Consider the following 13,335-nt stretch of genomic DNA (forward strand, 5'->3'; position numbering starts at 1 on the left):
ATGAATGATAATCTAGGTTCCCCTCACATCAAGCATATTAACGACCCACCTACCCTAGGAGCAATGGAACCCGGCCCCTTCCTCCTCGTTATGATCTCTGCGTGCTCCCATGCCACATGGAACTTCCTCGCGAAGAAAGGTGAAGACAAGGAAGCCTACATGTGGATCATGGTTTCCACCTCCCTCATAACCCTCATCCCCATCTATCTAATCTTCCTCCCCAACTGGACATTCCCCCTTACTGCCCTTCCCTACATGCTCGTAAGCGCCGTAGCTGAGACCCTCTATTTCATAACCCTGAGTAAGGCATACGAACTGGGAGATCTCTCCGTCGTCTACCCACTCGCTCGTTCCTCCCCCCTATTCTTATCTGTCCTGGCGGTTTTACTTTTGAACGAGAGTATATCGGCTTGGGGTGCAGTGGGTATCTTACTAATGGTAATCGGCGTCTACACCATTCATCTTAGAAGCTTTGATCTCAAGGGGCTGTTCCTCCCATTCCGCTCTTTGAAAGGGCGAGCTTCCCAATTCGCGATTTTGACTGCCATCTGGACTACGGTCTACTCCATCGCAGACAAAGTTGCCGTTGGCACAGTGGACCCTTTGCTTTACTCTCTCTGGCTTGAGGTGTTCATTTTTCCTCTATTGACTGTAGTTGTCCTCTGGAGGCGAGGGAAAGAATCAATAAAACGGGAATTGAGGAACTCCTGGGTCAACGCTACCGCAGGAGGCTTCCTAATGAGGATCGGCTATGTTCTCGTCCTTATTGCGATGAGCCGCGTCCAGGTCAGTTACATCCTTGCTCTCCGCCAGGTCAGCGTCGTTCTAGGAGCTGCTGCAGGAGTGTTTTTCTTACAGGAGAAATATGGTCGAGTACGCCTCATTAGCTCCACGCTCATATTCCTAGGTGTTTACATCCTCGCAATCTTATCCTGAGGACAGAACCTCTCGACGACTGGAATAGTAAAATGTATAATGGCCACCTACTCGTTCTGGGAGGAGCGCGCGCGTTCATAGGCCCAATGTTATTTCAGAACCGTTTATGGTTCTCCTTATTTAGTCTGATCGTTAGCTGGGCAACCCTGGAAAATTTGGTTGATGAAAATCAAGCAATTTAAATCCAGGTCTTCTGTGTTTGGTTTGATGCCCGATTATAAAGGGGGCGGGGGGCTAAGGCTGGACGAGTCATGTTTGGAGCAGACTTTAAGAACGTCTATGTTAAGGCCCTGTGATCGGTTCTTGAACGGATTAGATGATATATGGTTAAACAGCTCCTTTTGATCACTGGTATGACTGGGTCTGGGAAGACTACCCTCGTCGCACACTTCAAGAACATGGGGATCGCGTCCGTGACCATGGGGGACGTCATACGGGCTCTCGCCAGGAAAAAAGGTCTCCCCCCCACACCAGAAAATTTTGGACGTCTCTTCACGGAGATAAGGAAAGAGGGGGGTGATGACGCCGTGGCCAAGCTATGCATTGACGAGATCGATAAGATACCCGATGGCCTAATTCTTATAGACGGAATAAAGAATATGGAGGAGGTCGGGGTCTTCAGCAGGAAATTTAAGGTCACTCTAGTGGCTGTTTTTGCCGACCAGAAGACTCGATATGCACGTCTTTTAGCTAGAGGCCGCAGTGACGACCCACCTGACATAGCTACGTTCAAGGCCCGAGATGCCCGTGAGCTTGGTTTCAACCTGGGGCATGCCATCGCCCTCGCCGATTATACTATTCTGAACGAGGGGAATCTCGAGGACCTCAAGGCAGAGTTCGATATCTTGAGAGAACATCTGAGAGGGATATAGCGGAATGAAGGGAGTGGTTAGGGTTAAGGTACATTCTACTGAGAGCGTGGAGAGGGTAAAGCAAGCTGTTAGGAATGTTTTAGGGGAGATCAAACTTCATAAATCCGATGATGGACGGGGGTCCATCCTCAAAGGGGATCTCGAGAAGATGGAGGACCTCCTTCCTATTAGACAACTGATTGCCAGGATGCGGATAAGAGACGCCGCTTTTTCGTTTTTGACCCAATCATCCACTGACGATCGCTTATCCTTCGGTTTAAATAAGCAGGCGGCCTACGCAGGTCGCGCCTCCTTCCATAGCGCTGATGTGTCTGTATTGGGTCCAATCCAGTTCCAAATCACTGGAGAAATTGAAAATATAGTTGGTTTTCTGTGCGGAAAATTCTGAGAATCTCTTGAGTCCGTTTTATATGCAGAGTGTCTATGCTGGGAATGCCCCACCACAAACAATATATAACGCGCATCTAACCATAAGTGATTCCCCGAAATGGTGAGGTTTTCAATTTTCTCCGATGCAAAAAGATATCGCTATTTGTGCCAAATACATTCTCTTTTTACAAAGGGTTTGAGGCTTCAATTCTATTCTACTTAAGGGATGAAAGGTTTCATGATTGAGCTAAACGCAGCATCGCTTTTAGATGAGGGAGTTGCAGAGTTCAGTTGGGATGAGTGCCATCAGTGTGGAAAGTGCACCAGTGGCTGTCCCTCGGCGAAATATTTGGACCTGAATCCGAGACGGATTGTCGCGATGACTCAACGGGATCTCATACGTGAGGTCCTTGACTCTGGTGTCATCTGGACATGCACGGGGTGCCTCCAGTGCATAGAACGGTGTCCTCGGGATATCACCCCCTATGACATCATCGTATCCCTACAGAATCAGGCCGTCCGAGAGGGACTTCCGTACCCGAAGGGGCTTTCAAAGATGATGGGCTCCGTAAAGCGCCATAGTTCCATCCAGCTCCCCCAAGAGGTTGTTGATAGGGAATTCGATTCTTTCGAACGTGATGAGCTTGGTCTTCCGGAGATGAGTAAACCGATGGATATGAAGAAGTTCCTTGAGGCCCTCGAGAAAGTAATGGAGGAAAGAGATGATGCCTGAATACGCCTTTTTTATCGGTTGTACAATTCAGACGGAGCAATATGGCTTTGAGATGTCCGCGCGGGAGACACTTCCCCGGCTAGGGATAGATCTTGTGGATCTCGAAGGTTTCAGCTGCTGCGGCTACCCTTTAAGGAGCATCAACGAAAAAAGCTGGGTATACCTTACCGCAAGAAACATGGCCATAGCGAACGACAAAGGGCTCAATGTTCTTACCTTGTGTAATGGATGCCACCTCTCTATGTGCGAGGTCAAACATCTCCTTAACGAAGACCCAGAGCTCCATGAAGAGATCAACAAGATTCTGGCTATAGAGGGGTTGAAATATTCGGGGGAGGGTAGTTCTCATCACCTCCTCGACGTTTTGAGGAAAGACGCCGGCGCTGATGATATCAAGGGACTTGTGAAGGTACCGCTAGATGGGTTCAAATTTGCGGCTCATTACGGGTGCCATGTCCTAAGACCGAGTGTCATAGGGAGACCCGATGACTCAGAGAATCCCCATCTCATCGAAGATCTCACCATAGCTCTTGGGGCCAAGACCGATCTATATCCTGAGAGGCTCGACTGCTGCGGGGCAAACCTCGTAGTGAACGACCCCGAGACCTCTTTTAAGATGACGGGGGAGAAGCTGAAGGCCGTTCAGGCCCAAGAATTCGACGGGATGGTGACCGTCTGTCCCTTCTGCCACAAAATGTACGATGCGAAGCAGGGCGCGGTCAAGAATATACTCGGTGATGATACCATTGAGCTCCCGGTAATATATTATACCCAGCTCCTTGGCCTCGCCATGGGAATTGGACAGGAGGCGTTAGGAATCAACTTCAACCTAAGCCCCGTTGATGTTCTTCTTGAGAAGCTGGAAGTCGATTGAATTGGCAAAGATTGAATCCGTTGTCGTGATAGGTGGAGGCATAGCAGGGATGCAAGCTTCCCTAGACCTAGCCGACAGGGGTTACCAGGTCCATCTTGTTGAGACGACTCCAAGCATAGGGGGGAAAATGGCGCTCCTCGATAAGACTTTCCCCACCATGGACTGCTCCAACTGCATCCTATCCCCTAAAATGATCGAGGTTTATCGCCACCCTAACATAGAGCTCCTAACCTACTCTGAGGTTAAAGAGATTACGGGGGAAGCTGGGGATTTCACAGTTGAGGTTATAAAGAAACCTAGGTACATCGACGAGGACAAATGTGTGGGTTGCGGGATATGCGCCGAGAAATGCCCTGCGAGAGTCACAGACGAATGGCAGATGGGACTCTCCCGGAGAAAAGCAGTTCATATTCCCTTTACCCAGTCCGTTCCACTTGTCTACAGGATTGATAGGGAGCACTGCCTCTACTTTCAAAAGGGGATCTGCAGAGTCTGCGAAAAGTTCTGCGATCCCAATGCCATCGACTTCGAGCAGAAAGGGGAGATCATCAAGATCAAAGCCAGTGCCACAATAGTGGCCACAGGCCTCGAACTCCATGATCCCTCAGCCCTGAAGGAATACGGCTATGGGCGGTATGAGGATGTCATCACGGCTATGGAGTTGGAGCGGCTCGTTTCGGCCAGCGGCCCGACGAAGGGGGATCTGACTCGCCCCTCCAACCAGGATCACCCTCATGACGTCGCTTTTATACAGTGCGTAGGTTCAAGAGACCTCGTCGAAGGCAAGCCATACTGCTCCGCGGTCTGCTGCATGCATGCAACAAAAGAGGCTGTTCTGGTCAAGGAACATGCTCCTGATGCTGATGTTACAATATTCTACACAGACATCAGGGCATTCGGAAAGGGCTTCAGAGAGTTTGTGAACAGAGCCCGAGAAGAGTATGGGATAAAATATGTCCGGGCCAAGCCCAGCGAGATAAGGAAGAATCACGAATCCGGAAGACTATATTTCTGGTACGAGGAGACCCATACTGGTGAGATGAAAGAGGGGGTCTTCGATTTAGTCGTTCTCTGCACGGCTTTGACCCCCAGTGAGGGAAACCCCGAGCTATCTGAGATCTTGGGCGTAGAGCTTGACGAGCATGGTTTCTTTGTCAAACCGAGCCCTATACTGGCCCCCTTTGACACAACTAGAGAGGGTGTCCTGATGTGCGGTTTTTGTCGAGGACCCAAGGACATTCCAGACACTATTATAGAAGCAAGCGGTGCGGCCGCAAGGACCGCAGAGATAATTGAATCCATGGGAAAGGCGAAATAGTTTGAGCGAAAATAATACAAACGAACCTAGGATAGGTGTTTTCCTATGCCATTGTGGCTCAAATATCGCCGGCGTCGTCGGCATGAAGGAGGTTGCGGAGCATGTAAAGGGTCTCCCCTCGGTTGATTACGTTGAAGAGAACCTATTCACCTGTTCCTCTGACGGGATTCAGTGCATCCAGGATGCTATCGCCGAGGAGAAGCTTGAAAGGGTCGTGGTGGCCTCCTGTACCCCTAGGACCCACCAGCCCCTCTTCAGGAATGCCTGTGAGGAAGCTGGCCTCAACCAGTACCTCTTCCAGATGGTCAATATCCGGGAGCATGATTCTTGGGTCCATAAGGATCAGGCAGCGGCCACGGAGAAAGCAAAGTACCTGGTCCAGATGGGTGTGGCAAAGGCCCAGTTCTTGGAGCCCGAGAAGGAGCCCGAGATTGATATTCTTCCTGTTTCCCTTGTGATTGGTGGAGGCGTCTCCGGACTTTCAGCTGCCCTCTCTGTTGCTAAACAGGGCTTCGACGTCTACTTGGTGGAGAAAGAGACTGAGTTGGGAGGGATCGTCAAAGATCTCCATAAGATATATCCCACTGGAGATGATGCGAAAAAAATACTAGAAACTATTATTGAGGCTGTCAAAAATCACGAAAGGATCACCGTGTTCACTTCATCTGAGGTGAGTTCTATCAGTGGTTTCGTTGGAAGCTTTTCCGCCCAGATCACGTCACGTACTGGTAAGGTTAAACGTGTTGATGTAGGTACCATTATCGTAGCTACAGGTGCTGAGGTCTTTGAGCCCCAGGGATATTACAGCTATGGAATCAATGAGAAGATCTTGACCCAACTTGAGCTCGAAAAGTTCTTGGGATCGGGCTCTCCGAGCCTTCCAGAGCGGGTTGTTATGATCCAGTGCGTCGGGGCGATGGAGGAGAACGGAAGGACCTACTGTTCCCGGATCTGCTGTGGGGTCGCTATCAAGAATGCTCTCCATATAAAAGAACTGAGCCCCGATACGGACGTCTACATACTCTATAGGGATCTGCTGGCATACGGCATCGAACTGGAGGAGTATTATAGGGAGGCCCTGAGGGCGGGGATTAAATTCGTGAACTTTGTTCCCGAGCAGCCTCCGAATGTGTCTATCCTTCCAGCGGGTGGCTTCGGGGTCAACATCTATGACACGCTGGTTGGGTTGGAGACTACACTGAATGCCGATATGATCATCCTCTCAACCCCTCTTATTCAGAGAGAGGGCGCTATTGACCTCGCCATGATGCTCCGGGTCCCAATAGGCACTGACCAATTCTTCTTGGAAGCTCACCCTAAGATGAGGCCTGTGGACTTCTCATCTGAGGGAATCTACCTATGTGGGACGGCCCACGGGCCCAAAGGCATCATGGAGAGCATTGCCCAGGCCTACGCTGCAGCATCGAGGGCGGCAATTCCCATGGCCAAGGGGAAGGTCTACGGGGAAGCAGTAAAAGCAGTATTTGATCCGGCGTTTTGTGTGGGATGTGCAGCATGCGCTGAAGCGTGTCCCTTTGAAGCTATAACTATGAGCTCTTTTAGCGAGCCCAATGTGAACGAGGCGGAATGTAAAGGATGCGGCATCTGTGCAGTGGAGTGCCCCATGGGAACTATGCAGTTAAAATATTTCAAGGATAGCCAGCTGATCCCTGCTGTCGAGGCCCTCCTCTCCCCCGGAAAGTGGATGAACCCGGACAAAAGTGCGGAACCTGCGATCGTTTGCTTTGCATGTAAGTGGTGTAGCTACGCGGCCGCCGACTTTGCAGGAGTTATGCGTTTACAATACCCTGACAACCTCAGGATAATCCTCGTTCCGTGCACGGGCAGGGTAGATTTCAGCCACATTTACAAGGCATTTGAGAAGGGAGCTGACGGTGTTATCGTGGCGGGATGCCTTAAGGAGCAGTGTCACTATATCGATGGAAACCTCAAAGCGGAGAGGCGGATCGATGTGGCAAAAAAGGCTCTTGACGTGCTGGAGATAGGTGGCGATCGGCTCGAGATGCTCTTTAATAGCGCAGGCATGCCTAGAGAGTTCGCTGAATTTATATCTGATTTTACCGAAAAGTTGAGAGGCATGAACCCCTCCATATCAACGAAGGAGACAACGTTAGAACTGGAAACGTTCAGTAAGGATTGACATCTAGGTATAGTTATGACAAAATTTCCATGATCAAGATAATCACTATTTATCTAAACCATTTTGTAGTATTTGTATAACAAATATTGGATTCCATCTAACCGGAAAAAACATATATAGTAAACGTGGGCTTCCCTATCCTATTTACGATGTGATGAACTTTGAACAGTTACGCTGAGAAAGTTTACAATAGCGTGGTCGAGAATGACCCCGGTCAAAGGGTCTTTCATCAAGCAGTCTATGAGGTTCTTGATACTATTTCGCCTGCAATTAAAAAATATCCCCATTACGAGAAATATAAGATCCTAGAGAGAATAGTCGAGCCGGAGAGGGTAGTTCAGTTCCGCGTCACCTGGGAGGACAAGGAGGGCGAAATCCAGGTTAATAGGGGCTTTAGGGTCCAATATAATTCCGCTATAGGACCTTACAAGGGTGGTCTCAGGTTCCACCCAACAGTCGTTCTTGGTCTCATCAAGTTCCTGGGCTTCGAGCAGAGCTTTAAGAACAGCCTCACCGGCCTCCCTATGGGTGGTGGAAAGGGTGGCTCAGACTTTGACCCAAAGGATAAGACCGATGCGGAGGTTGAACGTTTTTGCCACAGTTTTATGCTTGAGATGCACCGGCACATCGGCCAGTTCGTTGACGTCCCCGCGGGTGACATCGGCGTAGGGGGGCGCGAGATCGGCTACTTATACGGTTCCTTTAGGAAGATCACAAACATCCACGGCACTGCTGCCTTCACCGGTAAAGGATCTAACTACGGAGGGAGCCTCATCAGGCCAGAGGCTACTGGCTATGGTGACGTCTACTTCGTTCAGGAAATGCTCAAGACGAAAGGCGAAGATATGAAGGGCAAGGTTGTCACTATCTCTGGCTCAGGTAACGTCGCTCAGTACGCTGCTGACAAGTGTCTTCAGATCGGAGCCCGGGTCGTTACGCTGAGCGACTCCAGCGGTTGCGTCTACGTGCCTGAAGGGATCACGCGTGACCAGTGGGACTATATCATGGAGCTTAAGAACGTCAAGAGAGGAAGGATTAAAGATTTCGCCGAAAAGTACAACGAAGAGTACATCGCAGGGGGAAACCCATGGGTATACAAGTGTGATATCGCATTGCCTTGCGCCACCCAGAACGAACTGGATGAAAAGGACGCCCAGACCCTTGTGGATTGCGGGGTGCTAGCCGTGGGCGAGGGAGCCAACATGCCTACCACCCTAAAGGGTATCAATATCTTCCTCGAGAACAATGTCCTCTACAGCCCTGGAAAAGCCTCCAACGCTGGAGGCGTCGCGACCTCCGGTCTCGAGATGGCCCAAAACAGCCAGAGATACTTTTGGAGCAGGGAGGAGGTCGATGCTAGGCTTCACCAGATAATGGTGAACATCCACACGGCTGCATACGAGACTTCCAAGATCTTTGGTGAATCGGGTAACTATGTTCTCGGCGCAAATATCACGGGCTTCCTTAAGATCGCCAATGCTATGGTCTCCCAAGGATACCTATCCTAGATGGCGATATGATTGTGAGAGGGGAATGACTCTACTTTTTTGTACTCTATGGGGTAATGAGGACGAGATCTCCCCGCTTCGAGTTTTTTCCTCCCGAATCTCCAAAATATTCGGCTTTTCCCAAGTATAAGGTTATATCCCCTTTTCAGGGGAAATATCCATAGGCCTCACAGGCCATCATTTTCTGACCTCAATTTTATTAATAACCCTTTCAATTGATTTAGGATTCATCAAGGGCTTCAAAAATGTCAAAGATTGTCTCAAAGGTGGTTCTCACCTCTAATGTAAAGCTGTTTGAGGTGGAAGCCCCAGCAGTTGCCAAAAAGGCCCGCCCGGGGCAGTTCGCGATTCTCAGGACCCACGAGAAGGGCGAGAGGGTCCCTATCACGCTAGCCGGGAGTGATCCAAAGAAAGGGACGGTTTCCCTCGTCTTCGCGGAGGTCGGAAAGTCCTCAATTCAGTTGGGGAGACTAGAGGAAGGGGATGAGATCCTCAATTTCGCGGCGCCCTTGGGAAAACCGGCCCCGATGGAGAACTTCGGCAAGGTTATGTGCGTGGGTGGAGGCACCTTTATCGGAGCCCTCCTCTATCACGCTATGGATCTTAAAGCGCTCGGGAACGAGGTCGTTATCGTCCTTGGGGCTAGGAGCGAGGATCATCTCTTCTTCGTTGAGGAGGCCAGAAAGATCGCTGATGAGCTGTATGTGTCCACCGACGACGGGAGATTAGAGTACACGGGCCTAGGCTTCTTGGAGGGCCTCTTTGAGGAGTCTTCATACAATCACGTGTTCACTATAGGCCCCACATCGATGCAAAGGATGATTGCGGACATGACTAAACCCTTTGGTATACCAACTTCGGTGAACCTCTTTCCCATCATGGTAGACGGCATGGGGATGTGCGGGGCTTGCAGGGTTACCGTTGGAGGCGAGACCAAATTCGCTTGTGTTGACGGCCCTGACTTCGACGGCCATCAGGTTGACTACAACCAGCTTTCCTCACGGATGAAGGTCTATACCCCTCACGAGAAGATCTGCATGGTCCTAAGCGAGGAGGCTTAACACTGGCGAACTTGAAGCCTGAGGTCAGGATGCCTAAGCAGCCTCTAGAGGAGAGGATTCGAAACTTCGAGGAGGTGGCGATTGGCTACACCGAGAAGATGGCTGTCGAGGAGGCGAAGCGGTGCCTCACCTGCCCCAATCCCCAGTGCGTTAAGGGATGTCCCGTAGGCATCGACATCGCTGGGTTCATTGCGTTCGTCAAGGAGAAAAAGTTCGATGAGGCCATTAAGAGGATCAAGGAAAGGAATGCACTCCCTGCAGTCTGTGGGCGGGTCTGCCCTCAAGAGGATCAGTGCCAGTTTAAATGTATCCTGAAATACCGTGGAGATCCTGTCTCTATTGGTCGTCTAGAGAGGTTCGTTGCCGACTGGGAGAGACAGAATGGCACGGATATACCCCCCATAGTCGAGAACTCCGGGGGGAGAGTGGCCGTTGTAGGAGGAGGCCCCGCTGGCCTTACATTAGCCGCGGAACTAGTAAAAAAAGGACATGGGGTCGAGATCTTTGAGGCTCTTCACACTGCCGGTGGTGTGCTGATGTACGGTATCCCCCAATTCAGGCTGCCCAAGGAGATTGTGCAGGCCGAAGTTGAGTACGTAAAAAAGCTCGGTGTTAAGATCCATCTTGATTCCATGATCGGAATGCTCCACACCGTCTCAGAGCTGTTTGAACTCGGCTTTGACGCGATCTTCATCGGGAGCGGCGCTGGTTTACCCCGGTTTATGCAAATCCCTGGGGAGAACTTGAACGGAATCTATTCCGCGAACGAATTCCTCATTCGGATCAACCTCATGAAGGCCTACCGTTTCCCCGAGTACGACACTCCGCTTGATATGGGGAAGGTCGTGGCGGTTATAGGAGGGGGCAACGTTGCGATGGATGCTATCCGCTCGGCTTTAAGGATGGGGACAGAGAAAGTCTACATCGTCTACCGGAGGGGTATGGAGGAGCTCCCTGCAAGGCATGAGGAAATAGAGAACGCCGAGGAGGAGGGAGTCGAGTTCAAATTACTGACCAACCCCGTTAGGTTCATCGGCGACGACAAGAACCAGGTTAAACAAATTGAGCTCATCCGGATGGAGCTTGGGGAGCCTGACGAGTCCGGCAGAAGGAGGCCGGTGCCAATAGAAGGCTCTGAGTTCCTTCTTAATGTTGACACAGTAGTCATCGCCATCGGCCAGACACCAAACCCCATCATCCAGCAGACCACGGAGGGGCTCGCGACAACCCGGCGGAACACATTGGTCGTCGATGAGGATACGATGCAGACCAATATAGAGGGCATCTACGCGGGAGGTGACGTCGTTAGCGGGGCAGCCACTGTCATCAGCGCGATGGGAGCCGGCAAAAATGCGGCGAACGCAATACACGAATATATCATGTCTAAGCGTGATGGTTGACCCATCCCACGAAAAAAGACCATTGGCGGGGTTTTCAACATTTTACTATCCTAGAAGAATAATCTTGAACATATAATTGACTAAGTGGACTGTTGAGATCGTCTTTAGCATCGCAGTGATAATAGCTGAACAGCTTATCCAGCCATACCTACCACGATAAACGAGCTTCAGAACCCAAGTTCAAAGGTGGTCCTCAAGGAACTATTGGAGATCGAGGAGTGCCCCCAAGAGGAACTCGCCGAGGCTAGGACCAACCGGAGAAGATTGCCAGGATAGGGTCCTTGCACTACAGGGTCATTGACATGGAAACAGCGGAAACCTAAAGCGGTGCTTACCTCTCTCCTGGAGCAGACTATGAGCAGTTCCTACGCTTCAAGGCACAACTGGAGAAAGAAACCCCCAACTATTGCTTAAGGCAATTAGGAGACTTTGAGGGAAAGCTGATAGGTGGGATGTTTGAGGCCTCCCGCCAGGAAAAAAGGAAGCATCAGTACTGGCTCGAACGGGTGTGCGACGAGTTCGACCCCTAACTTACAAACCAATCTATTCACGTTTTCAAAAAAGGAAAAGAGGCTAATCAGCCTAGACTTAATGGGGCTACAGGTCCATCTTGATTGTGAGTTTCTGGGTGAGTTCCTTGTACCTGTTCCTGATGGTGACCTCAGTTACCTGGGCGCCCCTGGCGATCTCACCCTGAGTGCGGCGCTCATCCGTAAGGAGACTAGCGATATAGGTTGCGGCCGCTGCGATCCCAGCCGGCCCTCTGCCGCTCGTTAGTCTCATCTCCGAAGCCTGCGTCAATATTTTCATCGCGAGGTTCTCGACACTCCCAGAGAGAATAAGCTGGTTCACAAATTTGGAGACATAACTCTTTGCTTCCACTGGGGGAACTCGGGTCTCAAGCTTTCGAAGGAGAAATCTATAGTTGCGACCGCTCTCTTTCTTCGAGATGTTCGAGGCTTTTCCTACTTCCTCGAGGGTACGGATCACCTTGCATTGACGGCATGCCATGTAAATAGATGCTGCTGCCACTCCCTGGATTGAGCGTCCCCTTATGAGTCGTTTCCCTACGACTTGGCGGTAGATCACTGAAGCAGTTTCGAGGACGTTTTTAGGCAAATTAAGCTTGTACGATATCTTTGTCAACTCTGAGAGGGCATACGCGAGGTTCCTCTCGCTGGCCCCAGACACCTTGGACCGTCGGTTCCATTTCCTGAGGCGATACGCTTGTGCCCTCTGCTCAGGCCTAAGCCCTCGACCGTAAATGTCTCTCCCTGTCCAGTCTATGATGGTTGAGAGACCCTTATCGTGGATCGTCCATGTTAAGGGTGCACCCACCCTGGTCCTTTTCTCCCGTTGCTCGAGGTTGAAGGCTCTCCACTCTGGCCCGTGGTCGAATAGTTCGGATGAAACGACCATGCCACAACTTTGACAGATAAGCTCCCCCGCCTCATTGTCCTGGAACAGATTACTTTTGCCGCACTCTTGGCAACCCGTTATTTTCTCACTTTTGATCAAGTCATTACTCCCATCCTCTGCTTGCCTTAGGGTCATATCTGGGAACCCTTGACTTACTATCCTAAGTATATCTCACGAAGGGGCTACGGTGATAATTTTTTCATCCAGTCCGGCAAATTTCATAGAACCCCTTCAGAACCAATGATCTAAAACGAGGGCTTCTTTATATGTGTTTATTGTCTCTAGCTGATACACCCTTAATCTCTGGTTCTAAGTTATGGTCTTAATTATTCTCTTTTTGACCTCCTTTTCATGTATGGTGGCATGAATAAGGGTAATTAGAGGCATTCACTTTGATAGTGATTTAACTTATCTTCACTCTTAAACATTGATCTAAGCGAATTATTTACCTAATTGAGTCACGTTTAATTCTGCAATTTCTAGAATCCCTTGCAGATGGTTCTGGACGCGCACATCCAGCAGGTTCTCATTATGGAAATCGACCCGGAGAAGATATGAACGATAAGAGGACAAGCAGCTAGTACGATCTAAACAAGAATAGAGAAGACGTACTTAGCTACTTCAAAAAGACGGGAGCCCTTATGGAGTTAGAGGCCGCCTCAAGCTGCTCCTACTGAAATTTAA

11 protein-coding genes are annotated in these 13,335 nt (G+C 50.2%); 10 read left to right on the forward strand and 1 reads right to left on the reverse strand.

Annotated features, from left to right (window positions below; genetic code table 11):
• From QGG23_00395 to gltA, 10 genes are all read left to right on the forward strand, one after another.
• Positions 1-936, forward strand: a complete 936-nt coding sequence (locus QGG23_00395) for a DMT family transporter (protein ID MDP6047896.1) — start codon at positions 1-3, stop codon at positions 934-936.
• A 323-nt stretch (positions 937-1,259) separates the two neighbouring features.
• Positions 1,260-1,808 (forward strand): AAA family ATPase, encoded by a 549-nt coding sequence (locus QGG23_00400; GenBank protein MDP6047897.1) that lies wholly within the window; start codon positions 1,260-1,262, stop codon positions 1,806-1,808.
• Positions 1,809-1,812: 4 nt separating this feature from the next.
• Positions 1,813-2,196 carry an RNA-binding domain-containing protein gene (locus QGG23_00405; protein ID MDP6047898.1) on the forward strand — a complete coding sequence of 128 codons (384 nt, stop codon included), beginning with the start codon at positions 1,813-1,815 and terminating at the stop codon, positions 2,194-2,196.
• Positions 2,197-2,415: 219 nt separating this feature from the next.
• Positions 2,416-2,910, forward strand: coding sequence for a 4Fe-4S dicluster domain-containing protein (locus QGG23_00410; GenBank protein MDP6047899.1), 495 nt, complete (start codon positions 2,416-2,418; stop codon positions 2,908-2,910).
• Positions 2,900-3,784 carry a CoB--CoM heterodisulfide reductase iron-sulfur subunit B family protein gene (locus QGG23_00415; GenBank protein MDP6047900.1) on the forward strand — a complete coding sequence of 295 codons (885 nt, stop codon included), beginning with the start codon at positions 2,900-2,902 and terminating at the stop codon, positions 3,782-3,784. Before QGG23_00410 ends, QGG23_00415 begins: the two co-directional genes overlap by 11 nt.
• Before the next feature lies 1 nt (position 3,785).
• Complete coding sequence (locus tag QGG23_00420) at positions 3,786-5,102, forward strand: CoB--CoM heterodisulfide reductase iron-sulfur subunit A family protein (protein MDP6047901.1); 1,317 nt, start codon at positions 3,786-3,788, stop codon at positions 5,100-5,102.
• Position 5,103: 1 nt separating this feature from the next.
• Entirely contained in the window at positions 5,104-7,263 is a 2,160-nt protein-coding gene (locus QGG23_00425; protein MDP6047902.1) for a hydrogenase iron-sulfur subunit, read from the forward strand.
• A 161-nt stretch (positions 7,264-7,424) separates the two neighbouring features.
• On the forward strand, positions 7,425-8,771 hold the full coding sequence (gene gdhA / locus QGG23_00430; GenBank protein ID MDP6047903.1) for an NADP-specific glutamate dehydrogenase: 1,347 nt from the start codon (positions 7,425-7,427) through the stop codon (positions 8,769-8,771).
• A gap of 245 nt (positions 8,772-9,016) precedes the next feature.
• Complete coding sequence (locus QGG23_00435) at positions 9,017-9,832, forward strand: sulfide/dihydroorotate dehydrogenase-like FAD/NAD-binding protein (GenBank protein MDP6047904.1); 816 nt, start codon at positions 9,017-9,019, stop codon at positions 9,830-9,832.
• 29 nt (positions 9,833-9,861) lie between these two features.
• Complete coding sequence (gltA, locus tag QGG23_00440) at positions 9,862-11,232, forward strand: NADPH-dependent glutamate synthase (GenBank protein ID MDP6047905.1); 1,371 nt, start codon at positions 9,862-9,864, stop codon at positions 11,230-11,232.
• A 597-nt stretch (positions 11,233-11,829) separates the two neighbouring features.
• On the opposite strand, the gene QGG23_00445 is transcribed toward gltA, so the two are convergent.
• Positions 11,830-12,750 (reverse strand): transcription initiation factor IIB, encoded by a 921-nt coding sequence (locus QGG23_00445; GenBank protein MDP6047906.1) that lies wholly within the window; start codon positions 12,748-12,750, stop codon positions 11,830-11,832.
• Positions 12,751-13,335: the final 585 nt, after the last annotated feature.

The sequence above is a fragment of the Candidatus Bathyarchaeota archaeon genome (genome assembly GCA_030739585.1).
Taxonomy (GTDB): Archaea; Thermoproteota; Bathyarchaeia; order TCS64; family TCS64.